This window comes from Pseudorhodoferax sp. LjRoot39 (assembly GCF_964253035.1).
Taxonomy (GTDB): Bacteria; Pseudomonadota; Gammaproteobacteria; order Burkholderiales; family Burkholderiaceae_C; genus Pseudorhodoferax.
This window is the reverse complement of record NZ_CAXUQL020000001.1, coordinates 862,945-888,275: the sequence shown is the minus strand read 5'-3', so window position 1 is coordinate 888,275 and position 25,331 is coordinate 862,945. Positions and strand designations below refer to the sequence as shown.

The following is a 25,331-nucleotide window of genomic DNA, read 5'->3' as shown; positions in this document are numbered from 1 at the left end:
TTTGCGTGACACCCAGTTTCTTACACAGGAGAACCAGATGAATGACCATGAACCCGTTATCGTCGGTGCGCTGCGCACCCCCGTGGGCAAGCGCGGCGGGCGCCTGCACAAGTGGCATCCCGTCGATCTGATGGCCGAGACGCTGCGCCAGTTGGTCGAGCGGTCCGGCGTCAACCCCGCCGATCTGGACGACGTGATCATCGGCTGCGTGCTGCAGTGGGACCAGCAGCACGGCAACCTGGGCCGACATGCCGTATTGGCGGCGGGGCTGCCCGAATCCGTGCCGGCGGTGACGGTCGATCGGCAATGCGGCTCGGGCCAGCAGGCGGTGAGTTTTGCCGTGCATGGCATCCAGGCGGGTGCCTACCAGTTGGCCATCGGCGGGGGGGTGGAGTCGATGTCGCAGGCGCCACTGCCGCCGTCGTTCAAGCCCGGCGCGCCGCTCGGTTCGCAATACAGCCCGCGCGAACTGGCGCGCTACCAGGACAACCCGCTGATACCGCAAGGCGTTTCGTCGGAGTTGCTGAACACGCGCTTCGGCCTCACGCGTGAAACCCTGGATGCCTCCGCAGTGCGGAGCCATAAGCGCGCCACCGAGGCGATTCAGGCCGGTCGCATCAAGGACCAACTGGTGCATCTGACCGAGGACCCGGCCGACCCGAACAGTCCGGTCGTCGCCGCCGACGAGGGCGTGCGCGCCAACCCCGACCCCGAAAAGATGGCCACGCTGAAAGCCGTGTTTGCCGCCAACGGCACCACCACCGCCGGCAACTCGTCGCAGGTCAGCGATGGTGCCGCCGCGCTGCTGATCGCCAGCCGCGCCTATGCCAAGAAGCATGGCCTGAAGCCGCGTGCGCGCTTCGTCAGCACGGCAGTGGCCGCCGCCGACCCGGTGATCCAGTTCACCGCCGTGCTCGACTCCACCCGCAAGGCACTGAAGGAATCGGGCCTGACCATCAACGACATCGACCTGTTCGAGGTCAACGAGGCTTTCGGCGGCGTACCGCTGATGTTCCAGCAGGAGTTCGGCATCCCGGACGACCGCCTCAACGTCAATGGCGGCTCGATGGCCATCGGCCATCCGCTGGGCTCCACCGGCGCGCGCATGCTCACCGACCTGCTGTATGAACTGGAGCGCCGGGGCGGCCGCTATGGCCTGCAGACCATCTGCGAGGCTTCGGGCACGGCCAACACCACCATCATCGAGCGGCTTGCATGAGCGGGGCCACCATGAGCGAAGCCAGTGAAGTGCTCGTGAGCCGTGACGGCGCCGTCGTCACCCTGACCATCAACCGCCCGCGTGCGAAGAACAGCCTGAACCGCGCGGTATTCGATGGCCTGCGCGCGCAGCTTGCGCAACTGCGCGACGACGATGCCGTGCGAGCCGTCATCATCACCGGCGCCGAGGACGTGTTTTGCGCGGGCGCCGACATCACGGCCTTTGAAGTGCTGCGTGCCGCGCCGCTGCTGGGCGACCGCTCGGCAACGGGCTGGGACTTTTTTGCGGCGCTGGGGCGCTTCCCCAAGCCCGTCATCGCGGCGGTGGAAAAGGTCGCGCTGGGCGGCGGCATGGAACTGGCGCTGGCCTGCGACATCGTGATTGCTGGCGAGTCCGCCAAGTTCGGCGTGCCGGAAGTCAAGCTGGGCGCCATTCCCGGTGCCGGCGGCACCCAGCGCCTGGTTCACGCCATCGGCAAGTCCAAGGCCATGGCGCTGCTGCTGACCGGCGATTTCATGGACGCCCGCAAGGCATGCGACGTTGGCATCGTCGCCGAAGTGACGGCTGATGGCCAGGCCCTGCCGACGGCGCTGGCGATGGCCTGCCGGATTGCGGCCAATTCGCCGCTGGCCGTGGCGCTGGCGAAAGATGCGGCCCTGGCCAGCTTTGAAACCCCGCTCGCGCAGGGCCTGGAGCATGAGAAGCGCAATTTCGTTGTCGCTTTGCGTTCGGCCGACAACCTCGAAGGGCAAGCGGCATTCCTGGGCAAGCGCACCCCCAAATTCACCGGCCAATAACGCCTGTCTGTCATCTTCAAGGAAAAACCATGCAACTCAATTCCGACATTTCTGCCGTCATCACCGGGGGGGCTTCCGGCCTGGGGGCCGCCACGGCCCGGCGTTTGGCCAGCCATGGCGTCAAGGTCGCCATCTTCGACATGAACGAAGCCGTCGGCCAGGCGTTGGCCAGCGAGCTTGGCGGTGTTTACTGCAACGTGGACGTGACGTCCGAGGAGCAGGTGGACGCGGCCTTCGCCAAAGCCCGTGCCGCGATCGGGCAGGAACGCATTCTGGTCAACTGCGCCGGCACGGCCGACGCCGTCAAGACCGTCAGTCGCGACCGGAAAACGGGCGAGATCCGCCCGAGTGCGGTGGATCGCTTCAACCGCATCGTGCAGATCAACCTGGTGGGCACGTTCCGCTGCATTGCCAAATCGACGGCGGGCATGCTGGCGCTGGAACCGCTGGCCGACGGCGACCGCGGCGTCGTGGTCAACACCGCTTCGGCCGCTGCGGTGGACGGCCAGGTCGGCCAGGCCAGCTATGCCGCCAGCAAGGCCGCCGTCATGGGCATGACCTTGCCGATCGCACGCGACCTGATGGACGAAGGCGTTCGCGTCAACACCATCCTGCCGGGGATCTTCGGCACCCCCTTGCTGCTGGCCCTGCCGGACAACGTCAAGCAGGCGCTGGCGGCCAGCGTGCCCTTTCCCAAGCGTTTGGGCGACCCCGATGAATTCGCGCAGGCCGTCGAGTTTCTGGTCACTTGCGGCTACATGAACGCTGAGTCCATCCGCGTGGATGGGGCCCTCCGCATGGCGCCGCGCTGACGCCTTGAACCCTCGAAGAGCTGCGCATGATGTCGTCAACCCGAGAAAGCCACGCAACGGGAGCCTGGAATGTCAGGGGGTCGGCCACGGGTGCCTGCAAGTCATGGCGTGATGTCGATCCGCAGCTCGGCAGGAGCGTCATTCGCCATGATTGACCTGCATTACGCACCGACACCCAACGGCTGGAAGATCTCCATCCTGCTGGAGGAACTCGGACTTCCCTATACGGTGACTCCGGTCAACATCCGCGCTGGCGAGCAATTCAGGCCGGAATTTCTGGCGATCAGCCCGAACAACCGCATTCCGGCCATAGTGGACCATGCGCCGCTCGACGGCGGCGGCCCGCTTTCGGTGTTCGAGACCGGCGCCATCCTGGTCTATCTGGCCCAGAAAACCAACCGCTTCCTGCCCACGGATCTGCGCGGCTTCACCCAAACCATGCAATGGGTGATGTGGCAGGTGAGCGGACTGGGGCCCATGCTCGGCCAGCATGGTCACTTTGCGCTGTATGCGCAGGAAAAGATCGCCTACGCGATTGAGCGTTACCGCGACGAAGCGGCACGGCTGTATCGCGTGCTCGATACCCAGCTCGGCAAGACCGGCGCCTATGTCGCTGGCACCGAGTACGGCATCGCCGACATCGCTTGCTTTCCCTGGACCATGACCCACAAGGCCCAAGGCTTCACGCTCGACGACTTTCCCCACCTCAAGCGCTGGTACGCCAGCGTGCGCGGCCGGCCCCAGGTGCAAGCGGGGCTGGCGGTCGGCAAATTCGAGCAAGAGCCGCTGGACGACGAAGCGAGAAAGAACATGTTCGGCCACAAGGCCAGGGAGCTGGCGGAACGGAGCGCCATTCCGGGGCGCGAGTAGCGCGATTCCGGAATCCAGTGACGCCCCAAAAACACAGGAAACACCATGATCGAATTCTTCTTCGACTGCTCCAGCCCCTGGACTTATCTCGCCTTTCATAACATCCAGCCGCTCGCCAAGGAGCTTGACGTTGAGATCACATGGCGGCCGATCCTGGTCGGCGGCATCTTCAACACCATCAATCCCACCGTCTATGCCTCGCGCGAGACGCCGGTGCCGCAGAAGGCCCGCTACCTGAAAAAGGACCTAGCGGATTGGGCCCGCTCGACGGGGCTTGCGATCAAGATGCCGCCGACGGTGTTTCCCGTCAACAGCGTGAAGGCGATGCGCGGCTGCATCTGGCTCGGCAACGACATGGCGCCGTTTGCCCGCGCCATATTTGAAGCCTATTGGGGCGACGACCAGGACATCTCGCAGGACGCGGTGCTGGCGCAGGTGTGCCAGCGCGTTGGCATCGAGCCCGCCCAATTCTTTGCAGGCATCGGCGAGCAGGCGATCAAAGACCAGCTCAGGGCCAACACCGATGAGGTGGTCGCGCGCGGCGGCTTTGGCTCACCGACCATCTTCGTGGACAAGACGGACATGTATTTCGGCAACGACCGCATGCCGCTGATCCGCGAAGCCGTGCTGCGCTTGCAAGGGAAGGCGGCCTGATGCCGCAGGCCAGGGTTCACCCATCCATCCATTCATCTCACCACCACCACAGGAGACACCATGCAAAAAAGACAATTCATCACCATGCTTTCCGGCGCCATGCTGACCGGCGTTTCTGGCCTGGTCCGCGCGCAGGGCGCGGGCACCCCGGGCGTGACGGATCGCGAGATCAAGATCGGCTCGACCGGACCGCTCAGCGGCCCGGCCGCAGGCTATGGCATCGTCGGCAAGACCATGTCTGCATGGTTTGACCTGGTCAACGCCGAGGGCGGCGTGAATGGGCGCCAGCTCAAGCTGGTGCTGGCCGACGATGGCTACAGCCCGCCGAAAACCCTGGAGCAATCGCGCCGCCTGGTGGAGCGCGATCAGGTGGCTTTTCTCGCGGCGCAGATAGGCTCGTCCACTGGGCTGGCGTCGCGCAGCTATCTCAACAACGCCAAAGTACCGCAACTCTTCGTTTCGTCCGGCTCCGCCACGTGGCTGGATGATGCGGCTAAGTTCCCCTGGAGCATGGGCTGGCTGCCCCTGTACACCGACGAAGGGCGCATCCTGGCCAGGCACATCCTGCAGACGCGGCCCAACGCGAAGATCGCCATGTTCTACCAGAACGACGACGCCGGCAAGGATGTGCTGCGTGGCGTGAAGGAGGTTCTGGCTGCCGCCGGGAAGAAGCTCATCAGCGAAGAGTCGCATGAGGTGTCGGATCCGACGGTGGACTCGCAGATCGTCTCCATGCATGCCTCGGGCGCGGACGTGCTGGTGGCGTGGGGTTCGCCCAAAGCCACCCTCCAGTCGCTGCGCAAGACCCACGACATCGGCTGGCGCCCGGCCATCTACATCAACCCGAGCGCATCTTCGGTGCCCGCGGTGCTGACTCCGGTGGGGCTGGACAAGGTCAAGGGCATCATGAGCGCCGCGTTCCTCAAGGATCCGAGCGATCCGACCTGGAAGAACGACCCTGGTGTCCTGGCCTGGCATGCCTTCATGGACAAATACAACAAAGGCGCGGCCAAGGAATACCTCACCGTGCTCGGTGCCTGCCTTGGGCAAGTGACAGTGCAGTTGCTCAAGCAGTGCGGCAACGACCTCTCGCGCGAGAACATCATGCGGCAGTCGCGCCGCCTGGACATGGATTTGCCCATGATGCTGCCGGGCCTGCGTGTCAAGACCAGCGACGCCCGCCCTCACCCGATACCGGACATGCGCATCCAGCAGTTCGACGGCACGAGCTGGAAGGTGATGCCGTCCTGACGGGGCGAGCGCAGCGATGGAACCCATTCTTTCCGTACGCGACCTGACGATCCGCTTCGGCGGTGTCGTCGCGCTGGACGCCTTCTCGATGGACGTGCCCGAGGGCTGCATCTTCGGCCTGATCGGGCCGAACGGCGCTGGCAAGACGACCTGCTTCAACTGCATCAGCGGCCTGTACCGGCCCACCCACGGCAGCGTGCGCTTCGGCCAGGCCGAGTTGACGCGCCTGCCGCGCCACGGCGTGGCACGGCTGGGTCTGAGCCGCACCTTCCAGAACGTGGCGCTCTACCCCTCGCTCACGGTGCGCGAAAACGTGATGGTGGGTGCGCACGCGCGGCTGCCGGTGTCGATGCTGGGTGCCGCGCTGCGCTCGCGCGCCGTCCGTGCCGCCGAGGAAGAAATCGCGCACTCGGCTGACGCGGCCCTGGCCACGCTGCGGCTGTCTGACTATGCCGACCGGGGCGTGGCGGAACTGCCAGTGGGCATCCAGCACCGCGTGGAAATCGCGCGGGCGCTGGTGACGCGGCCCAAGCTGCTGCTGCTCGACGAGCCCGCCGCTGGCCTCACCGCTGGCGAGGTCGATGAACTGCGCGACGTGCTGCTGCGCCTGCACGAGGAATTGAAGCTGACCATGGTGGTCGTGGAGCACAACATGCGCTTCGTGATGAAGACCTGCTCCGACCTCGCGGTACTGAGCTTTGGCCGCAAGCTCGCCCAGGGCTCGCCCGAGGAAGTGGCCAACAACGACGCCGTGCTCGATGCCTATCTGGGAGGTGTGCTGTGACCCAACGGCTTGAAATCCGCAACCTCGCGGTGGCCTACGGCCGAACGGCGGTGGTGCATGGCATCGACCTGCACGTGCAGGCCGGCGAGATGGTGGCGCTGCTCGGCGCCAACGGCGCGGGCAAGACCTCCATCCTGCGCGCCATCAGCCACCAGCAGGTGACTGCCAAGGGCACGCTGCGCTTCGAGGGCCAGGACATCATCGACATGGCCGCGCCCGCCATCGCCTCGCTGGGCATCGCCCACGTGCCCGAAGGGCGCGGCACCTTTGGCGACCTGACGGTGCTGGAGAACCTGCGCGTGGGCGCCATCCACCGCCGCGACAAGGACGGCATCGAGCAGGACATCGCCCGGATGCAGACGCTGTTTCCCAAGCTGTCCAGCCGCGCGAAGCAAGCGGCGGGCACGCTCAGCGGCGGCGAGCAGCAGATGCTGGCCATCGCGCGCGCGCTGATGATGCGCCCCAAGATGCTGCTGCTGGACGAGCCTTCGTTCGGCATCGCGCCGCGCGTGACGCAGGAGATCTACGAACTCCTGCACCAGTTGCGCGAAACCGAGCACCTCACGGCGCTCATCGTGGAGCAGAACGCCCAGGTCGCGCTGAACCTAGTCAACCGGGCCTATGTGCTCGAAAGCGGGCGCGTCACTGCCCAGGGCACCGCAGCCGAGCTGCGCGAAGACGACGCCGTGCGCCGCAGCTACCTCGGCCACTGATCAAAAAGAGGTTCATCACCATGCAAGCATTCCTTCACCAGATAGCTTCGGGCCTGGCGGCGGGCGGCATCTATGCCAGCCTCGCCATCGCGCTCGTGCTCATCTATCGCTGCACTTCGTCCGTCAACTTCGCGCAGGGCGAACTGGCGATGTTCTCCACCTATATGAGCTGGGCGTTGGTTCAGGCGGGCGCATCATGGTGGGTGGCCTTCGCCGTTGTGGTCGTGGGTTCCTTCCTGCTCGGGCTGGCGCTGGAGCGGGTCATCTTCCAGCCCCTGCGGCACAAGCCGGTGCTCTCGGTCGTGGCGGCCAGCATCGCGCTGCTCATCATCTTGAACAGCCTGGTCGGCTGGCTGTTCGGGCATGAGATGCTGGAGTTCGCCACGCCGTTCGGTGGAGTCCTCAGCCGTGCCGAACCCTATCTGTCGGCCCACGAGGTCGGCGTTCTGCTCGTCACCCTGGCCGAACTGGCGGCGGTATTCGCGTTCTTCCGCTTCACCCGGTTCGGCCTGGCGATGCGTGCGGTGGCGGTGAACGCGCCGTCGGCGGAACTGTCGGGCATCAGCACCAACAAGGTGCTGGCCGTGGGCTGGGGTCTTGCAGCGGTGGCCGGTGCCGTGGCGGGGCTGATGGCCGCGCCCATCGTGTTCCTGGAGCCGTCGATGATGATGGGGCCGCTGATCTACGCACTGGCGGGCGCGCTGCTGGGCGGCATCGCCAGCCCTGTGGGCGCCGTGGCCGGGGGCTTCGCCGTCGGGGTACTGGAGAACCTGCTGGGCGCCTACGTGGTCGGCAACGACCTGAAACTGACCTGCATCATGCTGTTGATCATCGCGATGCTGGTCTTGCGGCCCGCCGGTATCTTCGGCAAGACGGCCCAGGTGAGGGTGTGAGCATGAGTACCATGAGCGCCCCACTCAACATCCGCCCGGTGGCATCGCCCACCTGGTTGCGCTGGACGGCCTCGGTGGTCGGGCTCGCGCTGCTGGCCTGGTCCTTTAGTTGGCAAAGTTATCCGTTGTACGTGATGACGCAGGTGCTGATCTATGGCATCGCCATCATGGGCCTGAACCTGCTCACCGGCTACACGGGCCAGATCTCGCTCGGCCACAGCGCCTTCTTCGCCATCGGTGCCTATACCGCGGCGGTGCTCTCGCATCACCTGGGCTGGCCGTTCTACGTGGGCGTGCCGGTGGCGGCGCTGTTGTGCTTCGTGGCGGGTTTCCTCTTCGGCTTCCCGGCGCTGCGGCTGCCCATGCTTTATCTGGCGCTGTCCACCTTCGCGGTGGCGGTGGTGACACCGCAGGCGCTCAAGTGGAAAAAGATCGAGTGGCTGACCGGTGGCGTGGCGGGGATCGTCCTGGAAAAACCTGTGTTCCCAGGGGTGCTGGCCGACCGGGCGGACTGGGCCATCATGGCCTGCGTTGCGGCCTGCGCGCTCTGCGCCTTCCTGCTGGCGCGGCGGATTCTCGGCTCGCAGTTCGGCCGCCTGGTGGACGCCTCGCGCGACCAGCCGCTCGCGGCGGCGGCGGGCGGACTCGACATCACCGCCCTGCGCACGCAGATGTTCGGCCTCAGCGCGGCGTTCACCGGCCTGGCCGGTGCCCTGAGCGTGGTGGCGGGCCAGTTCGTCGCGCCCGAGAACTTTCCCTTCCTGCTCTCGGTGTCCCTGCTGGTGGGCAGCTTCGTGGGCGGGGTGCGCAGCCTGTGGGGCGCCTTCCTGGGGGCTGCCTTCATCGTGCTCACGCCCAACCTGGCCGAGAGCGTGTCGCAATCCGCGCCGTGGATGATCTTCGGCTTCGCACTGCTCGCGGTGGTCTTCCTGGCCCCTAATGGCTTGAGCGGCTGGATCACCAGCCTCTGGCGCAGGCGTGCAAATTCCTCATCCGCCCAGTCTTAGACGCTTTCCATGCAGCCCGTCTTCGTCGCTGGCACGGGCATGACCCGTTTCGGCAAGCACATTGACTGCGGTCTCAAATCGCTCGCCGCCGAGGCGATTGGCGAAGCCATTGCCGATGCAGGCATCACCCCGTCCCAGCTGCAGGCCGCCGACATGGGCAACGCCGCTGCTGGTGTCATGGCCGACCAGGTGCTGATCCCCGGACAGGTGGCGCTGCGCGGCATGGGCATCGGGCGCATTCCGGTCGTCAACATCGAGAACGCTTGTAGACGCATCCTTGCAGTGGGTGCTCGATATGCTGCTGGCTTCAGATAACAGATAAGCCCTGTTGCCGTCGGATTTGCCAGGATACGCGGCCGTCATGTACCTGCGCAGAAATCGGCATACCGAGTCGTTGTTCGATGACAGGCCTCCATGGCACCAGGCTGAACCCCATGCCATCATCGAGCATGGCGTAGCGCCCGCTGGCCAGCATGACGCTGCGGCGGTAGATACCCGCCACGCGCTGGCCATCGGCCACGGGCCGGTGCTCCAGGCCAGTTTCGGCGGCCAAGTCCTTCGCGGCATGCGCTACATCCCGGCTGCGCAGCATTGCCAGCAGATTGCGCGCCAGGATGACGCGTTGGCCGCGCCGCTCGGCCAGCCCCTGTTCGGCCAGGAAGTCGGTGCGCTGTTGCATTGCCTGCTTGGCCTCGCCGCCAAAGCCCAGGTCGCCCAGGCCAGAGCCACCGCCGATCAACTGCTGGTCAAGCCAGGTGGCCCCGATCACGCGGGCCTGCCGCTCGATGGGCAGGTGCGATTTCAGCTCCACGGCCACGCCGCCCAGGCGCTGCGCGTCGTAGCGACGGCCCTGATCGGGCAGGTCGCCCGGCACCTTCCATAGCCCTTCGGCCACGCGCTCCACGATGCCTGCCCGGCGCAGGGCTTCCAAGCGCCGGACGTGGGCCGCGACGACTTCCTGCGGATCGCGGCCCGGTACGGCCTGGCCCTGCGCGATAGCAAGGTGGTGGTCGGTGCGGTACAGGCCATCGCTCGCCAGCACGGCGATGTTCTTGTCAGCCGCGCGCACGTCGGCCGATCCCTTCACCTCCACCACGGCGCCGGTGGGATAGTTCGCCAGCTCGTCGCGGGTGTTGAGCGCGACGTAGTGGGCCTTGCCGTCCACCCCGTCGATGACCAGATAGCCGCGGTCGCGCAGCTCGTCGGCCAGCCCCTTCGCGGCCACGCGGCCGAGAATGGTTCGGCTATCGTCGCCCGGCTCGAACACCGCCAGTTCGCGCGGCTCGCCGCGCATGGCACGCTGCATGGTGCGGATGATGTCGCCACGCTCGCCCAGGGCGCGCAAGGTCTTCTCGGCATCGGCATGGACGGCCCAGGTGCCCGGCTGCGCCTCGTCGGCCAGTCCCAGGCGCTGCAAGCGTTGCAGGCGGCCGATCAGCAGCAGGCGTTGGCGTTGCAGCTTCGGTTCGTTGAAGCGTTCGATCTGCACCCGGCCGTCTTCGCCGGCCTCGCGTTGCAGCGTGCGATCCAGGCTCGTCCACCGCTCCTGCTCCACCTCGCGTTGCAAGGTCTGCTGGATCTCCAGTTCGGTGCGCGGCCCCAGCCATTCGGTCGCCAGTTCAGCGGCACGATGGCGGAATCCATCAGCGATGTAGTCGCCGGCGATGATGAGGTCTTTGCCGGTGTCGTCGCGCCCGCGCACGATCAAATGCGTGTGGGGGTTGTCGGTGTTCCAGTGATCCACCGCCACCCAATCCAGCCGCGTGCCCAAGTCAGCTTCCATGCGGTTCATCAGATGCCGCGTGTAGGTGCGCAGGTCGTCCAGTTCGGCCCCGTCCTCGGGCGAGACGATGAAGCGGAAATGGTGCCGGTCGTCGGCGCAGCGTTCCTTGAAAGCATCCAGATCGGCTTCGTCGGTCTGCGGCCCATAGGCCCGGCCTGGCTCGCCATCACGGCCCACACCATCGCGCTCGATGTAGCGCAGGTGCTTGGCGAGCGATTGCGGGCTGGCCCGCTGCTGGTTGACCAGCAAGGTTTTGATAGTCACACGCCGCGACATGGGCGTGAGCTTCGCGCCCGCAAACCGCGCCGCCGTATGGCCGCGCCCCAGGCGTGAGCCGGGCCGCTGGCCGGTGGCCTTGCCGCCGATGGCCGATGCCGGACGGCGCACCGAGGACTTGCCGCCACTGGCCTTGCCGGCCTGCTGGAGCACCTTGGAAACGAAGCCCTGGCCGCGGTTTTTTGGAGCGCTGGGGCGGATGCGGAAATCGTCGTCGCGGCGGTTGATCATGACTTCTCTCCCTGAAAGCTGGGGCGTAGTCCGTCGTGCGAAGCACGCGGACAAGCCCATATCGACGCGGGCCACGCGCCACAAGCAGCACGGCGGCGAAGCCGCTGCGTGCCGCGCCGCCCCCACGTGCAGACAGGCTTTCGACGCGGCCCGGTGCCGCGTCCTTTTGTCTTGCCTTCCGCATTTGCCTCCCCCTGTCCCCCAGGTTCTCGATCCCGGCAACTGCGGCCCGGTGGCAAGGCTGCACCAGCAGCCAGCGCACCGGCGAACACGGCAATGGCCGCAGGCCAGCCGTGTTCGAGGCAAGACGCCTGCACGTGGGACGGCTGCGCCGGAGGCAGCGCGAAGTGCAGCGCGGATGCGCTCGCACTGCACGCGCGACGACATGACAACGGCCAGCAGAACGACACGCCCGATAGCACGATGATGCGCAGCGAATCGGTGGCCATCATGGGCGCGACTCCAGCCAGACGGGGCGCGCAACGCCGATCACGGAAGCTGCGCTGACCGGCCCGAAATACCGGCTATCGAACGACGCCGGATTGGTCACACTGAGGAGGAACAGCTCGCCATGCCGCAAGCGGTGGCATTGCTGCCAGGATGGCAGCGGCCGGCCCCAGCGATCGGCAGACAGCACGGCGGCTGAAGGCACGCCGTCGATGTGGACTTTGCCGTCAGCGATGCACACCTCTTGCGGCGCCACCGCGCCCACGCGCTTGAGCAGAGGAATGCGCGTCGGCAGGTAGCCGCGCTGCGCAGCGAGCGCGGCAGCCTCGGCAGGCAGCGGCACCAGCACGATGCTGCCTACCGACAACGGACGTGGTGGCGAGCTGGTGCGATGGTCGAGCGGATCGATGCGATACCAGCCGACCTCCACGCTGTCGGACGGGTTGTAGGTCAGGCGTGGCAGCGGATGCACGAAGGACGCCCAGGCCAGCGCAGCGAGGCCGCAGGCGGACAGGCCCGCCAGCACGAGGCGAGCGCGCACGCGCAAGCGAGGGTGCGGCGCGGTGCCGGAAGTGGAAACTGCGGTCATGGCAGCGCCCTCCCGGCCAGCCAGGCGGCGTGCCGCTCGGCGGTGTATTCGGGCAGCGGCAAGTGCGCTGCGAGCCGGTTGGCGAGCGTGCGCCAGTACGCGGGCGAGACGCCGACAGGCGTGATGCCCAGCGCCTCGATGGCGTCGATGCGCGCCAGCACGGCACGCACCGATTGCTCACCCTCGGCGTGCAGCAAGAGGCGCGCGCCGGGTTGCACGCCGGAGATGCGCTGCGCGCCATCCATCGGCATGCACGCCTGCATCACCATGAGCTGCCAGCGGATCGTGCCGTAGTCGTTGGCCTGCCAGCGGATGCGGCAGAGAACCGCATTCGGCGTGAACACCGCGCAGCGGCGCCAGCGGTCGAACCGGATGATGCGGGCAGGATCACCGAAGCGCAGGTAGAGGTCGAAGCGTTGGTCGATGTATGCGAGCGCAACGCGCGTCAGCGGTACGCCGTCGGCCACGCCGACAGGCGGGATGGACGGCGGTGCCGAAGCCGTCGAGGCGGGTGTGTTCATGAGGACTTCTCCGGGAATTCCCGCTCCAGCAGCGCGCGCAACAGATCGGCCACCGTCACGCCTTGCGTGAAGGCCGATACCTTGATGCGCGCCCGCATGGCGGGCGTGATGTCGAGGGTCAGGCGGGCCGTGTAGAGGTCGCCTTTCTGGAGGTCATCGGCACTGCCCTGGCGAATCCACGCCTCGGCGTGCGGATTCGCGGGCGGGCGAGCGCCGATGCCGATGCGCTTGCCCGTGCGCTTGCTGGCAGGAGTGCTCATGACGGCCACCGCAGCAGTTCATCGACCAGCGCGGTGATTTCGCGCGCGGCGGCGCTGTCTGGCGCCGTCTCGCGTGCAAGCCGGCCGGCGGCCACGCTGTCGGCGAACACGATGCGCTGATGCACTTCCGCGCGCAGCGCAGGAAGCGGCTGCTCGGCCAGCGCGCCGCGGGCCTCGCGTCCGATCACGGTGGTGCTCACGCGCCGGTTGATGACGAAGGCCGCGCGCAGCGCAGGCCGGAACACCTGCGCCTCACGGATCAGCGCCACCATCTCGGCGCTGGCCCACAGGTCGTAGGGGCTGGGCTGCACCGGGATCAGCACCCGCTCGGCCGCCAGCAGCGCGGAGCGCGCCAAGGCAGCGATCCTGGGTGGCCCGTCGATGACGACGTGATCGGCCCGCCTGGCGAGTTCTGGCGCTTCCTGGTGCAGCGTTTCGCGTGCGAGGCCCACGGCGCTAAATAGCCTTGGCAAACCTTGCTGGCTGCGGCGCTGTGTCCAGTCCAGCGCGGAGCCCTGTGGATCGGCATCCAGCAGGATGACCGACTGCCCGCGCATCGCCAGCTCGCCGGCGATGTGGGTGGCGAGCGTGGTCTTGCCCACGCCGCCTTTCTGGTTGAGCAGCGCGACGATCATGACCGGACCCTCCGTGTCGGAAAGCCCGCCTGTTGCCGCTGCGCTTCGCGTCCTGTGGCGGTTGTCCACCGAGGCGCGGCGCTGCTACTACCAGTTAGAGTATTTAAGTTAGGGAAGTTAGGAGAGGCCGAAACCCGCGCCAGTATTAGCTTTGCGGCCGGTTTTGTTGCCTGATAGCACGAGGATTCGTTGCCTGATAGCACGATACCTCTGTTGCCTGATAGCACGAGTCCGTCCACAGGCTGCGCAGCAGTTATCCCCGTGCCGTGGACGGCACGGGCCGGAACGTCAGCAGCGGCGAGGCAATGCCCGAGACGTACTCGATGCCCAACTGGTAGCCCGGAAGGGCTTGCCGCGCCACCAGTGCTCGCAGGTCGGCGGCGAAGTCGTAGTACCGCGCCACGCTGCCCGACTTGCGGTACAGGTGCTGGAAGTCGAACTGCCAGCCGCCAGGCTGTCGCCCGCCGTGCTTGCGCACTAGGCGGTACAGCCATCGCTCGATCCCGCCCGTGAGCCGGAAATACGCAGTGTCGATGGTCAGCACCAAGGCGGCGTCCATGACGCCGGCGTAGAACCAGTCCGGCAGGATCAGTTCCAGCCCCAAGGGTGTGCCTTTGGCATCGGCGAGTTCCTTCCACTCGTTGATCCACGAGAAGCGGTGTAGCCGCCTCCCCGTGGTCTCGCGGATCGACGTGGCCACCGTGGTGGACTGCAAGCGATCCAAGGCCGCCTTGAGGCGCTGGTAGTCGCGCAGCGACGTACCGCGCCCGATGAAGCGCAGGATCTCGTAGGGTGTGGCCTGCATCAGCCGCGACGGGCGCAAGCCCGCGTCGCGCGCTTCCACGATCTGCGAGGCCGCCCAAATGAGCACGTCCGCGTCCCAAATCGTCGCGATGCCATGCTCCTGCGTCCCCTCCACGCGGATCGTCACGCCGCTGGCCTGGAAGTCGATCGGCGCCGTGCGCCGTGACTTCGCCAGCGAGAAGAACGGAAAGGCCATCAGGTCCTGGCTGTCGCGCGGCGCCATGTCGCCCGGCAGGGCGCGGAACAGGTCGAGCTGTTCGCGCTCCGGCAGGGGCCGCTGCCGGGACGGCAGCGCAGGGCTGGACATGGCGAAGGCCACCCGCGCGCCAGCGATCAGCGCGCACGGCTGTCCGCCGCATGGTGCTCGGCGTACTCAGGATCGGACGTGCTCTCGAAGCTGCGATCCGTAGCCCAGGCGTCGAGGTCGGCCACGGCGTACATGACGCGGCGGCCGAACTTGCGGAACTTGGGACCGCCTCCCAGCACGCGCTGCTTTTCCAGCGTGCGCGGCGACAGCCGCAGGTAGTCGGCGGCTTCGTCGTTGGTGAGATAGCGCTGCGGCTGCGCAGCGGAAGCAATGGGAGCGGCAGCAGGCCGCAAGGGAGCAGGACGCATGGTGAGAACCTCCATAGCTTTCAAAGCTCCGGCCACACAGCGCAACCGGATGGAGGCAGTCTCAGAAAACGAAGCCCTCGTGCTCAGGGTCGTTTTGCGCCCTCTTCAAAACGACCCTTCTCAAGCGGAGGCAGTTGTGCTAGGCGGCGATAGCCGCCGCGCATCAACGCATCGCCGCGCCGCACCAGGCGGCGCACCTTGGAGCGCAGGCCGCCGTCGCTGTACCAACCGGCCGCGGCGTCCACGCCGAACAAGCCCTCGGCCACGTCACGCAAGGACGCACCCGCGAGGGTGGCGTCGAGCGCCTGCAGGGTGTGCAGCTCCAGCAACGCGGATGGGGGCGGTCGGGGGCGAGCCATCGGCGCAGGCGTGTCAGGCACGTGGGTGGCCCCACGGCCACGGTAGGCATGGGCCACGGCCATGCCGTCCTCCAGGCCAGGTGCCAGCACGAAGCGCAGGCAATGGCCGGGACTGCGCGCGATCAGCGCCAGGCCCTTGCCGTCGTGGAGCAGTTGCTTGTGGCCAGGGATGCGCCAAAACGCGAACGGCTCGGCATCCGGTGGCGGGTCGGCATCAGGGTAGAGCTGCGCCACGGCCCCATGGCCGGGGAGCCAGGCTGGATGCGCGTCACGCGCATCCAGGGCCGGGTCTTCCAGCAGACGCAAGCCCCAGCGATGCGCAGCATCGGGGCGGCGCGCACGGTGCAGCCAGTCAAGCCGGTAATCGGGATGGCGGCGCAGGTACTCCCAGGCCAGCGCCAGTGTGTCCAGGCACAGCACGTAGAGGTAGGCGGCGGTCGGATACCAGTGCGCAAGGTGGTGCGGTTCGGCCATGACGCAAGCTCCCGTAGAGCAGGACCGCCGTCACCGGTTTCACACGCAAACGTCACCGCATCGAACTAGCATCCAATCGTGAATAAGCTGGTAGATTAGTAACTTGCGTGTCAAGACGAAAAGCATCCGATGGATTGCGTGGATCGTCTGAATGCGACGGTGGCGCGCGAGGAAATGCGCGCCTCCTGCGCTATCCACCGTGCCCGATGGCACGGCTGGCGTCATGGCTGTTTATGCCAAGGTGGCACCCGATTGGTGCAACAGTGCCGACTAAGACCTGACAGGTCTGGAGCAAGACCGAAATAGTCTCAATGCGCCCGGCTTGGCCGGGGCGCGAACGGCTCAATCGAGGACGGAACCGTTCTCCTGGGCCAGCCGCAGGTACTCCGACAACGGGCGCACCGCCCGGAAATACCGATCTCGCATCACGGGCTGTTTGCTCGGCCCGACGATGGATGCGAGGTCGGACAGCTTGATCTCGCCCAGCTCAGGCATGCTGATCCCCAAGTCGATCAGGCCATGGGCCGTATCGCCGTCAGCGGGGTCAAGCGACACCAGCAGCCAAGTGGCGTGTGCGTCCGGCGTGAACAACCGCACCACGGGCAGCGGGTCGATGGCCCGGCCAGCGGCCCGGACCCGGCCGTGTTCCAGCAGTTGCTTGCGCTCGTCCTCGGTCATGAGTTGGTTCATGGGCGTCACCTCATTCGCACAAAACCGCCGAAGCGTGAAAGCGCAAAACCGCATCGGCGGGTTTGTGGAAAGGCACGGATGCGGTTTTGTGCTTCTGTGAGAAGCTGCAGATACGGATTTCCGTAAAAGCACGAAAGCGGCAGGCGGGCATAGTTGAACACTATAGATTGTAGCCCTATAGGGCTCAATCGGATGTCATCTTGGATTTTGCGGAGATCCAGGGTTGGCAGCGAAACATACATTGTCGGAGGCACTAAAGACCATCAGGAAAGCACGTGGTTTGAGCCAGGAAGCGTTCTCGGACGTGTCCAGCCGCACCTACATGAGCACGCTGGAACGCGACCTCAAAAGCCCCACCTTGAACAAGCTGGCCGAGCTGTGCGAGGTCATGGAGGTGCACCCGCTCACGCTGCTGACGCTGGCCTATGCCGGCGACGACCTGCAGCAGGTCGATCAGCTGCTGGCGCAGGTGCGCCAGGAGTTGGAGACTGTGGCGAAGAAGAGTGACACGCCATAGCGTGCGACCGCGCTGGCGTGGCCGATCCGGTGCAGCCGGTTCGGGGACTTCAGGGGCGCCAAGCATCGCGCGGCGGGGAGAGGCCGCAGGGTTTTCCCCCGGAGGCAAGCGAAGCGCGCAGCTGCGATAGGGATTGAAGCCGAATGGCCATGACGGCGAAGTCGGCATGGGGCGCAGCCCGCAAAGCCCGGTCGGCGCAGTGCGCCGAATCGCCCTGCATTCGCCCTGGCAACACGAAGTCATGGTGATGCTGCCCGACCACCACCATCACGAAGCTGGGAGAGCCAAGCCTTCCAGTCTGCTGATCCAAGCAGTACAGCGCCCCGCCGCAGTGGGCGGGGCGCTGGCGGCCGTCAGGCCGCCTGGGGCTTGCTGCGCGACCAGATCAGGTCGTGCGTGCCGTTCTCTCCTTCGATCAGGCGGGCATAGACCGTGGCCGGGAACGAAGGATCGTCGAGGGTCACGGAGATGTACTCCCGCCCGGCCTCGCTGGTCTTCTTCCACGCCGCGCCGATGTCGTGGCTGGCGGCCTGCAGGCGGAAGTCCGGGGCCTTCTCGTTGTCCCCCTTGTCGTTGGGCACCAGCTTGACCTTGACGTTGAGCGTCAGGGTGCGAAGCGTGCCGGTGAAGCCGTCTTTGTCTGCGGTGAAGGTGCCGATGTTGGCCATGATGAAACTCCTTTTGGTGGAACAAGGTTCGCGCCCATCGCGTCCTTGTTGTGATCCGGCCGGCGGAGGACGGGCGGGCTGCACCGCTTGCGGTCGCAACGCAGTGGAGAGCCGGGAGGCGAAAAGAATTTGTCCCGCGAGGAATGCGCCGAACGCAGTGACAAAGCAGGGGAAATTGTTTTCGCCGGACGGTTGCAGCCATGAAGCCCGAGGCGCAGCCGCGCCACCGCTAGGATTCACAACAACACAAGGACGCCTTGGGCCGAACCGCATCGAAAGGAGGCAGGGCCGGCTCGGCATCCCCGCACGAAGGCAGCACCGGCTCGCCCACTGACGCGGGCCAGGTCAACCACCCGACGACAAGCGAGAACGCCCCGGCCGCACCTTGCGGCGCCGGTCTTGAGGCGTGGCGTGGAAGCTCCATAGCGATGCCGGGCGGGATGTCCGTGAACCGTCCTTCGTGACGTGATGGGCGAGAACCGCCAGCGTTGAGGACGGCACGCATTCGCACAACCTGCCGCAGCAAGCACCAGCGTGTTCGCCAGCTCCGTCCATTGCGGCGGGGCGCTGGCCGGGCCGATCCGGCATCGACGGTTCGGCGGCATCGAGGGGCGCCAAGCTCGCGCGGCGGGGATGGGCCTTGCGCCGATCCCCCGGAGGCAAGCGCAGCGCGCAGCGCCGCAGGCGCGAAGGCGTGAGTGGATTGAAGCCGAATGGCCGTGACAGCGAAGTCGGCACGGGGCGCAGCCCGAAAGCCCGGCGGCGCTACGCGCCGACACGCCCAGGCCGTTCTATATTTTGAGCAGGGAACGCAGAACACCATGACCATCCAGCTACGACACGAAACCACGAACGACATTGCCGCTATCGAGGCCGTGACCATTGCCGCCTTCGCCGATGCGCCGCACACCAGCCACACGGAGCAATTCATCGTGCGTGCATTGCGCGACGCTAGCGAACTGACGCTTTCCATCGTGGCCGAAGAACACGGCCAGGTCGTCGGCCATGTGGCTCTGTCGCCGGTGACTATCACCAACGACCACGGCCACAAGGCCAAAGGCTGGTGCGGCCTGGGGCCGATCTCCGTCCTGCCGCAGAGGCAGGGGCACGGCATCGGCTCGCGCCTGATGGAACAGGCGCTGTCTGAACTGCGGGCCATGCAGGCCGAAGGCTGTGTGCTGCTCGGAGAGCCCGCGTACTACGGGCGCTTTGGCTTCCAGGCCCATGCGGGCCTGCAACTGCCGGGCGTGCCGCCCGGCTATTTTCTCGCACTGGCCTTCCATGGGCCAGTGCCCGAAGGCATCGCGCAGTACAGCGATGCCTTCAACGCCGCCGCCTGAGTGCCAGTGAAGGCGGCGGCGTAATGCCCCGGCTATTCGGCTTCAACACCGGGCGCGGCCACCGCCGCGCCCGGATTATGCGTTTCACCGCGCCCAGGGCGGAACGGCCTGGGCGCGGTGCTGACGATGATCATTCCTTCGTTTCGATGATCCACCACACGGCACGCGGCAAGGCGCGGCCCGTGATGGGATGTATGTCGGTGAGGTCAGCGCGGGCCGACCAGCCCGAGGGCGGTCGGTAGCCGCGCACGTCGCCATCGCCGTGCCAGCGGCGGGCGCGCACCGTGCCGGGTGCATAGACCGCCGCCATGCGCGGGCGGTTGGTGGTGGTGCGGGTCATGGGGGCTTCTCCTTGCAGCGAAGCGCCCCGGTCGAAGCCGGGGCGCTTGCCTTCGGCGTGGGTCAAGCGGCCAGCGCCTCGGCGGGTTCATCCGCCATTGCCTCGGCATCCTCCGGGGCGTCCTGCTCCGGGCCTGCCTCCTGCGCGCTTTCCTTCACTGCCTGCTGCGGGCCTTCGACCTTAAAGATGGCAGGCATCCAACCCGCGCCATCGGCCAGCCGCTCGGCTTCGCTGGCAATGTCGGCCTTCTTCAGCTTCGCCAGCCGGGAAACCTGATCGGGCGCGTACTCGCCCACGGCTTGCAGAACTGCCGCCTTCGGAACGTGCTTGAAATACCCCTCGGCGGTCGGCTGCCACCATGCGGCCATGTCGAGGCCCACGGCCTGCGCCAGTTCCTCGCCGGGCTGGTGCGGTGTGGCGCGAGGCGTCACCACGTCCACCGTGGAAGCCACGCACACGGCCAGCAGCTTGACCAGTTCGCCTTGCTCCATCGCCAGCAGCGCGGCAAACAGTTCGGCGCTGTCCTCGGGCAGCTTGCCGCTCCACGCCTGCTGCAATTCACGCAGCGCCACGGCGGCGGGTGACTCGGGCCAGTCCGGGGCCATGCCGTCCAGCCGGTCTTGGACTTTCAGGCTCACGCCCAGCGGCAGGTCGCGCCCGTAGTAGCGGCCCTGCAAGACGGTCTGCACCATGCCATGCACCAGCGCGGCCACCGCCACCTGCGGATGCCGGGCCACCTCGATTTGCAGCGCGGCGGTGCGATGGGCGCTCAGGCGCTGGGCCAGTCGGTCGGAAATCGCTGCTGCCTTGGGCGGCTCGTCGTCCTCGCCTTCGTCATCGTTCGCGGCATCTGGGTCGCTGAACCCTTGGCGCAGCTTCTCCAGTGTGCGCAGTGCCTTGGCCTCGGCCTCGCGCAGCAGTCCGCGATGAATCACCACCTCGCCGTTGCGGCCGATGGTGACGATGGCCCCGGCTGCGGCCTTCACGTTCGCGCCGTACCCCTGCAAGCCGTCTTCCAGCGCCTGCAACTGCTCGCCCAGCCGCTCGCCTTCCTCTTGCAGCGCATCGGCCTTGTCCTCGTGTGAACGCTGCTCTGGAACCGCATCTATTCGCTGATGAGGTGTCGGAATTGATCCAGGGTTGATTGAGCTCGTGAAGACGACGTGGCGCCTGGCTAGCCGCCCTGCAGGGCGGCTAGCCAGGCGAGGCCCATACCGTCGGCGGGATGCCGACGCTGCCTAGGCAGGTCGTAGGCGGTGTGTGGCTGCAGGACAGCAGTCTCCAGGACGGGACTGCGCTGATGAGGCGTTCGGGATACAACAACGCTCATGCCGAAGAAGGTGGGCGCGGTGACGGTCCCTCGTGCCGGGAAGCCAGACGACCGTACCGCGCCCTACACCGTGCCGATGAAGGCGGTGCCACATAAGTGTGGCCCGCTTCGGGCGATTCCGTCCAGCACCTTCGGTTCGCCGAGGTGCGCATGGATCATCCCGCTCGCCTGTTTCTGTGCGCGCGGTGTCTTGCTCAGGTCGTCCTGTGCAGTCACTGTGACCGCGGCAACCGCTACTGTGGCCGGGCATGCCGGCGCCTGGCGCGCGACGCCGCCCGGCGCGAGAGCGCATGCCGTTACCAACGATCTTGGCAAGGCCGGCTCGCCCACGCCGAGCGTTCTCGGCGCTGGCGCCAGCGTCATGGTGCTGGCGATGACGGCGGTGACAGCGAACATAACGTGACGCACCAGGGTTGCCCGCCTGGGCCTGCAGCGGCTTCACTGGTCGCATGCACATCCGACACCACCCCAGCAGCAACGCCAGCAGGCATGGCGGCTTGCACCGCGTCCAGGGTTGCCGGCAACTCGACAGCCGCGGCCCCATGCTGGTTGTGCCGCCGCTGCGCACGACCACTGTCCGACTGGGTGCGCCAGGACTTCCTGCGTCATCGCCCGCGCAGCCGGCGCTCTGGGGCGCGCCATGACCACTTCCCCTGACTTGGTGGCGCAGATCCTGCGTCTGTACACCGTCGAGAAGTGGCGCATCGGCACCATCGCCCGGCAACTTCACGTGCATGGCGATGTCGTTCGCCGCGTGCTCGCGGCCGACGGCGCGCTGGGGTCACCCGCGCAGCCGCCGACGACCCCATTGCGCTCGCAGCGCATCGACCCGTACCGGCCATTCTTGCTGGCCACGCTGGAGAAGTACCCCACGCTGACCGCAGCGCGGCTGCACGCCATGGTCACCGAGCGCGGCTACGTGGGAAGTACGTCCCACTTCCGAGCGCTCGTGGCAGGCCTGCGTCCGCGTCCGCCCGCCGAGGCTTACCTGCGCCTGCGTACGCTGTCCGGCGAGCAGGCGCAATGCGATTGGGGCCACTTCGGCCACCTGCAGATCGGCCGTGCCCGGCGCCCCCTGATGGCGTTCGTCATGGTGCTCAGCCACTCGCGCCAGATCTTCCTGCGTTTCTTCCTGGACGCTCGGATGGACAGCTTCCTGCGTGGCCATGTCGAGGCCTTCGCCGCGTTCAACGGCTGCAGCCGGGTCGTCCTGTATGACAACCTCAAGAGCGCGGTGCTCGAGCGAGCGGGCGAGGCGATCCGCTTCAACCCAGCGTTGCTGGCGTTGGCCCGCCATTACCGCTTCCAGCCGCGGCCGGTCGCGGTGGCGCGCGGCAATGAGAAGGGTCGCGTGGAGAGGAGCATCCGTTTCATCCGCGATAGCTTCTTCGCCGGACGGGAGTTCACGGATCTGAGCGACCTCAACGCGCAGGCCCGGGCCTGGTGCTTGGGCGTGGCCGCCAACCGCCGCTGGCCCGAGGACACCCGGCTGAGCGTGCGCGAGGCCTTCCAGGCCGAGGGCCGCCATCTGCTGACCCTGCCGCAGCAGGCCTTCGCCCTGGGCGAGCACTTGGCCGTGCGGGTGGGCAAGACGCCCTACGTTCGCTTCGACACCAACGACTACTCGGTGCCGCACACCCATGTTCAGCGCACGCTGACGGTGCTGGCCGACGAGCATTGGGTGCGCGTGCTCGACGGTGTCACCGAGCTGGCCCGCCACCAGCGCTGCTGGGACAGCCACGCCCAGATCGAGGATCACGCCCATATCGAGCGCCTGCACGCAGCCAAGCATGCGGCGCGAGGTCACCGGGCCTGCGATGGCTTGGCCCAGGCCGCCCCGGCCAGCGCGGTATTGCTGCGGCGTGCCGGCGAGCGCGGCGAGAACCTGGGCTCGATCACTGCGGCGTTGATGCGCCTGCTGCAGCGCTGGGGCGCCAGCGCCCTGCAGACGGCCATCATCGAGGCCCTCGAGCGCGACGTTGCACACCCCAACGCCGTGCGCGCAGCGCTAGAGCGTGCCCGGGTGATCAGCGGCGAGCCACCACCGGTGGCCCTTGTGTTGCCCGAGCACGTGGCCAAGCGCGACGCGCCGGTGCGCACCCATGACCTGCGCTCCTATGACCGGCAGAGTGACGAGCAGATCGACCGACAGCCCACCACCGCACCGGAGGAATCCGATGAATAGCCTCACGACACCACAGGCCGCTCTGCGTGAGCAGGCCGCCTCGTTGCGCCTGCATGGCCTGCTTGAACACTGGGGCGAGGTGATGGCTCAGCCCGAGCAAGCCAGTTGGGTGGCGCAGATGCTTGCCTGGGAGGCCGCCGAGCGCAGCCGCCGCAGCCTGGAGCGGCGGCTGCGCGACGCCCACATCGGCCGCTTCAAGCCGCTGGTCGACTTCGACTGGGCCTGGCCCAAGAGCATCGACCGCAGTGCCGTCGAAGAGCTGATGACCCTGGCCTTCGTCAAGGATGCCAGCAACGTCGTCCTGGTCGGCCCCAACGGGGTGGGCAAGACCATGTGCGCGTGCAACATCGGCTACCAGGCGGTGCTGGCCGGCTACACGGCGCTGTTCACCACGGCCGGGCAGTTGCTGGGCGAGCTGGCCGCCATCGACAGCGACTCGGGTCTGCGCCGCAAGCTGCGCCACTACGCCGCCCCAGACGTGTTGCTCATCGACGAGGTGGGCTACCTGTCGTACTCGAATCGGCACGCGGACCTGCTGTTCGAGCTGGTCAGTCGGCGCTACCAATGCAAGAGTACGGTGGTGACTACGAACCGAGCCTTCGTCGACTGGGGCGAGGTCTTCCCCAATGCCGCCTGCGTGGTCTCGTTGATCGACCGGTTGATGCACCGTGCCGAGGTGGTGCGCATCGACGGCCAGTCCTACCGCGCCAAAGAAGCCCAGGAGCGCGAGGCACAGCGCCTGGCCGAGCGGGCAGCCAAGTCCGCCAAGGCCAGCACCGCGCGATCACCCAAGCACCGCTCATGAGCAGACCATGAGCAGACGTTCGCCATCATCCACAGTGGCCTCTGGGATGGTCGTGCCAGCCCACTGGACGCCCGAGCAGGCACTCGCGGTCGCCGAATGCCTGCAGGCCATGCGCGAGGCGCTGTGGCTGCGCTACGGCCCGCAGATGCAGCAGGCCTGGCGCGAGCAAGTCATGCCCGCAGGCTCGCCGCCCGAGTTCGATCCTGACGCACCGTTCTGAGCGCTGCCACAGCGCTGCTCGGCAGCATCGGTCGCCCCAAACCCAACATCTGCCTATGCCGCCAGTGACATGCTGGCGTCTGCGATCAAATCCGACTCCTCACCAGCGTATAGAGTCGGATTTACACCAGCGGCAACACCTCGTCGTCGGCGTCCGTCGCGGCATCAATGGCTTCGGCCACCTCCTGCATCTTGGCTTGCAGCCTCTCGATGCGCTGTGCTTCGCGCTTGTTCGGCTCGCGGCGCTCCCTCGGCGCACGCTGGAAGGCGTGCAGATCGGCATGGGTCACGCCCGGCGTGGCATCAGCCCAAGCCCAGCCCTCGGCCTTCACCTCTGCGGCGATGCCCGCCAGCTTGTCTTGCGCCAGTCGTTCCAGCAGCGCGGCGTCGGTCAGGTACACGCCTGCATCGCCCTCCGCGAACAGGTCGCGGCGGATGCCGCCGCCCGCCTGCTCGTAGGTGTCCAGCCCGACGAAGCGCACCAGCGGATGCCGGTAGGCGTCAATCTCGCGCTCCGTCAGACGTTCGCGCAAGTGCGAGGGTTGGCGCTGCCATTGCGGCGCATCGTAGAACGCGCATTCCTGCGCGGCGTGGTCGTCGGTGATGGAGAGCGCCATCAGCTGATCGAGGCTCACGGCATCGGCCCGGTAGTCCTCCATCAAACGCGGCGAGACATTGGCGAGCTTCAAGCGGCGCTGCACCACCAGCGGCGTAACGGAGAAATCCGCCGCAATGTCCTCAATCGGTCGGCCTTCGGCCACCAGCGCGGCGAAGGCTTCAAACTGGTCTGCTGGGTGCATGGCTTCGCGCTGCACGTTCTCGGTCAGGCTGGCGGTGCGGGCCGTGCCATCGGCCACCTGCAGGCAAGGCACGTCCCAATCCTTGGCGATACGGTGCTTCTTTGCCAGCAGCTTGAGGGCCGCAAAGCGTCGGCCACCTGCCACCACCTCGTAATGCAGGTCATCGGCGGCGGGAATCACGATCAGGTTTTGCAGCAGGCCCACGCGCTGAATGCTCGCGGCCAGCTCGGGGATGGACATGCGCGGGACGGTCTTGCGCACGTTGCGGCCCGTGGGGCGCAGCACCAGCCGCGACAGCGGAACCAGAATCATGTGCTTGCTCGGGTCGGCGGCTTGCAGCACGTTTGCGCGGCTGTCGAGGGCTTGAGCTTCGGTGTAAGTAACGGCGTTCATGGTGAATCTCCAATCAAGTGAAACAAGGGAATGGAGGGGAAACCGCCCCT

At 66.9% G+C, this 25,331-nt stretch carries 28 protein-coding genes and 2 pseudogenes; 16 read left to right on the top strand and 14 right to left on the bottom strand.

Going from position 1 to position 25,331, the window contains the following annotated elements; all coding sequences use genetic code 11:
* Positions 1-37: 37 nt before the first annotated feature.
* From ACSQ4M_RS04210 to ACSQ4M_RS04160, 11 genes are all read left to right on the top strand, one after another.
* Positions 38-1,219, top strand: a complete 1,182-nt coding sequence (locus ACSQ4M_RS04210) for a thiolase family protein (RefSeq protein WP_017405988.1) — start codon at positions 38-40, stop codon at positions 1,217-1,219.
* Complete coding sequence (locus ACSQ4M_RS04205; protein WP_017405989.1) at positions 1,216-2,016, top strand: enoyl-CoA hydratase/isomerase family protein; 801 nt, start codon at positions 1,216-1,218, stop codon at positions 2,014-2,016. Before ACSQ4M_RS04210 ends, ACSQ4M_RS04205 begins: the two co-directional genes overlap by 4 nt.
* Positions 2,017-2,045: 29 nt before the next feature.
* On the top strand, positions 2,046-2,828 hold the full coding sequence (locus ACSQ4M_RS04200; RefSeq protein ID WP_026062537.1) for an SDR family NAD(P)-dependent oxidoreductase: 783 nt from the start codon (positions 2,046-2,048) through the stop codon (positions 2,826-2,828).
* 147 nt (positions 2,829-2,975) lie between these two features.
* Entirely contained in the window at positions 2,976-3,698 is a 723-nt protein-coding gene (locus ACSQ4M_RS04195) for a glutathione binding-like protein (RefSeq protein WP_017405991.1), read from the top strand.
* 45 nt (positions 3,699-3,743) lie between these two features.
* On the top strand, positions 3,744-4,352 hold the full coding sequence (locus ACSQ4M_RS04190; protein WP_017405992.1) for a 2-hydroxychromene-2-carboxylate isomerase: 609 nt from the start codon (positions 3,744-3,746) through the stop codon (positions 4,350-4,352).
* Positions 4,353-4,412: 60 nt separating this feature from the next.
* Positions 4,413-5,603, top strand: coding sequence for an ABC transporter substrate-binding protein (locus ACSQ4M_RS04185; RefSeq protein WP_017405993.1), 1,191 nt, complete (start codon positions 4,413-4,415; stop codon positions 5,601-5,603).
* A 16-nt stretch (positions 5,604-5,619) separates the two neighbouring features.
* A complete protein-coding gene (locus tag ACSQ4M_RS04180; protein ID WP_017405994.1) occupies positions 5,620-6,387 on the top strand; it encodes an ABC transporter ATP-binding protein in 768 nt (255 codons plus the stop codon).
* A complete protein-coding gene (locus ACSQ4M_RS04175; RefSeq protein ID WP_026062538.1) occupies positions 6,384-7,100 on the top strand; it encodes an ABC transporter ATP-binding protein in 717 nt (238 codons plus the stop codon). The genes ACSQ4M_RS04180 and ACSQ4M_RS04175 overlap by 4 nt, the downstream gene beginning before the upstream one ends.
* A 20-nt stretch (positions 7,101-7,120) precedes the next feature.
* Positions 7,121-7,993, top strand: coding sequence for a branched-chain amino acid ABC transporter permease (locus ACSQ4M_RS04170; protein WP_016452539.1), 873 nt, complete (start codon positions 7,121-7,123; stop codon positions 7,991-7,993).
* An 11-nt stretch (positions 7,994-8,004) separates the two neighbouring features.
* A complete protein-coding gene (locus tag ACSQ4M_RS04165) occupies positions 8,005-9,000 on the top strand; it encodes a branched-chain amino acid ABC transporter permease (protein ID WP_227472656.1) in 996 nt (331 codons plus the stop codon).
* 9 nt (positions 9,001-9,009) lie between these two features.
* Entirely contained in the window at positions 9,010-9,315 is a 306-nt protein-coding gene (locus ACSQ4M_RS04160) for a hypothetical protein (protein WP_017405997.1), read from the top strand.
* Here ACSQ4M_RS04160 and ACSQ4M_RS04155 read toward each other — a convergent pair.
* The 9 genes from ACSQ4M_RS04155 to ACSQ4M_RS04115 all read right to left on the bottom strand — a co-directional run bounded on the left by ACSQ4M_RS04155 (position 9,308) and on the right by ACSQ4M_RS04115 (position 16,684).
* The gene (locus ACSQ4M_RS04155; protein WP_035884628.1) at positions 9,308-11,290 is read right to left on the bottom strand and encodes a relaxase/mobilization nuclease domain-containing protein; all 1,983 of its coding nucleotides are present in this window, start codon (positions 11,288-11,290) and stop codon (positions 9,308-9,310) included. The two genes, ACSQ4M_RS04160 and ACSQ4M_RS04155, sit on opposite strands and share 8 nt — an antisense overlap.
* Positions 11,291-11,738: 448 nt before the next feature.
* A complete protein-coding gene (locus ACSQ4M_RS04150; RefSeq protein WP_003056174.1) occupies positions 11,739-12,326 on the bottom strand; it encodes a S26 family signal peptidase in 588 nt (195 codons plus the stop codon).
* Positions 12,323-12,847 carry a DUF2840 domain-containing protein gene (locus ACSQ4M_RS04145; RefSeq protein WP_003056183.1) on the bottom strand — a complete coding sequence of 175 codons (525 nt, stop codon included), beginning with the start codon at positions 12,845-12,847 and terminating at the stop codon, positions 12,323-12,325. Before ACSQ4M_RS04145 ends, ACSQ4M_RS04150 begins: the two co-directional genes overlap by 4 nt.
* Complete coding sequence (locus tag ACSQ4M_RS04140) at positions 12,844-13,107, bottom strand: hypothetical protein (protein WP_003056186.1); 264 nt, start codon at positions 13,105-13,107, stop codon at positions 12,844-12,846. Before ACSQ4M_RS04140 ends, ACSQ4M_RS04145 begins: the two co-directional genes overlap by 4 nt.
* Positions 13,104-13,742 (bottom strand): ParA family partition ATPase, encoded by a 639-nt coding sequence (gene parA, locus ACSQ4M_RS04135; protein ID WP_003056189.1) that lies wholly within the window; start codon positions 13,740-13,742, stop codon positions 13,104-13,106. Before parA ends, ACSQ4M_RS04140 begins: the two co-directional genes overlap by 4 nt.
* A 253-nt stretch (positions 13,743-13,995) precedes the next feature.
* Entirely contained in the window at positions 13,996-14,853 is an 858-nt protein-coding gene (locus ACSQ4M_RS04130) for a replication initiator protein A (protein WP_023127255.1), read from the bottom strand.
* A 26-nt stretch (positions 14,854-14,879) separates the two neighbouring features.
* Positions 14,880-15,161 carry a helix-turn-helix transcriptional regulator gene (locus ACSQ4M_RS04125; RefSeq protein WP_003056193.1) on the bottom strand — a complete coding sequence of 94 codons (282 nt, stop codon included), beginning with the start codon at positions 15,159-15,161 and terminating at the stop codon, positions 14,880-14,882.
* A gap of 83 nt (positions 15,162-15,244) precedes the next feature.
* Positions 15,245-15,994, bottom strand: coding sequence for a DUF2285 domain-containing protein (locus ACSQ4M_RS04120; protein ID WP_003056196.1), 750 nt, complete (start codon positions 15,992-15,994; stop codon positions 15,245-15,247).
* A 342-nt stretch (positions 15,995-16,336) separates the two neighbouring features.
* The gene (locus ACSQ4M_RS04115) at positions 16,337-16,684 is read right to left on the bottom strand and encodes a DUF2958 domain-containing protein (RefSeq protein ID WP_003056199.1); all 348 of its coding nucleotides are present in this window, start codon (positions 16,682-16,684) and stop codon (positions 16,337-16,339) included.
* A gap of 223 nt (positions 16,685-16,907) precedes the next feature.
* On the opposite strand from ACSQ4M_RS04115, the gene ACSQ4M_RS04110 reads away from it, so the two are divergent.
* Entirely contained in the window at positions 16,908-17,201 is a 294-nt protein-coding gene (locus ACSQ4M_RS04110) for a helix-turn-helix domain-containing protein (RefSeq protein WP_003056202.1), read from the top strand.
* A gap of 353 nt (positions 17,202-17,554) precedes the next feature.
* On the opposite strand, the gene ACSQ4M_RS04105 is transcribed toward ACSQ4M_RS04110, so the two are convergent.
* Complete coding sequence (locus ACSQ4M_RS04105) at positions 17,555-17,869, bottom strand: DUF736 domain-containing protein (protein WP_003056203.1); 315 nt, start codon at positions 17,867-17,869, stop codon at positions 17,555-17,557.
* 821 nt (positions 17,870-18,690) lie between these two features.
* On the opposite strand from ACSQ4M_RS04105, the gene ACSQ4M_RS04100 reads away from it, so the two are divergent.
* Positions 18,691-19,209, top strand: coding sequence for a GNAT family N-acetyltransferase (locus ACSQ4M_RS04100; protein ID WP_011517543.1), 519 nt, complete (start codon positions 18,691-18,693; stop codon positions 19,207-19,209).
* Between the two features lie 130 nt (positions 19,210-19,339).
* Here ACSQ4M_RS04100 and ACSQ4M_RS04095 read toward each other — a convergent pair whose 3' ends face one another.
* The 3 genes and pseudogenes from ACSQ4M_RS04095 to ACSQ4M_RS04085 form a co-directional block, all read right to left on the bottom strand.
* Entirely contained in the window at positions 19,340-19,549 is a 210-nt protein-coding gene (locus tag ACSQ4M_RS04095; protein WP_003056207.1) for a hypothetical protein, read from the bottom strand.
* Between the two features lie 62 nt (positions 19,550-19,611).
* A pseudogene (locus tag ACSQ4M_RS04090) lies at positions 19,612-20,757 on the bottom strand (chromosome partitioning protein ParB); the annotation flags it as partial.
* Positions 20,758-20,942: 185 nt separating this feature from the next.
* Positions 20,943-21,275: a hypothetical protein gene (locus ACSQ4M_RS04085; RefSeq protein WP_266009013.1), complete on the bottom strand. Its 333-nt coding sequence runs from the start codon at positions 21,273-21,275 to the stop codon at positions 20,943-20,945.
* A gap of 265 nt (positions 21,276-21,540) precedes the next feature.
* Here ACSQ4M_RS04085 and istA point away from each other — a divergent pair, with 265 nt between their 5' ends.
* Genes istA through ACSQ4M_RS04070 form a run of 3 tightly spaced genes read left to right on the top strand, consistent with a single transcriptional unit; the run spans position 21,541 to position 24,089 of the window.
* Positions 21,541-23,064 (top strand): IS21 family transposase, encoded by a 1,524-nt coding sequence (gene istA / locus ACSQ4M_RS04080; RefSeq protein ID WP_436188373.1) that lies wholly within the window; start codon positions 21,541-21,543, stop codon positions 23,062-23,064.
* Positions 23,057-23,869, top strand: a complete 813-nt coding sequence (istB, locus tag ACSQ4M_RS04075) for an IS21-like element helper ATPase IstB (protein WP_272646333.1) — start codon at positions 23,057-23,059, stop codon at positions 23,867-23,869. The genes istA and istB overlap by 8 nt, the downstream gene beginning before the upstream one ends.
* Positions 23,870-23,876: 7 nt before the next feature.
* A complete protein-coding gene (locus tag ACSQ4M_RS04070; RefSeq protein ID WP_436188372.1) occupies positions 23,877-24,089 on the top strand; it encodes a hypothetical protein in 213 nt (70 codons plus the stop codon).
* 139 nt (positions 24,090-24,228) lie between these two features.
* Here the strand turns inward: ACSQ4M_RS04070 and ACSQ4M_RS04065 are convergent.
* A pseudogene (locus ACSQ4M_RS04065) lies at positions 24,229-25,281 on the bottom strand (ParB/RepB/Spo0J family partition protein); the annotation flags it as partial.
* Positions 25,282-25,331 lie beyond the last annotated feature (50 nt).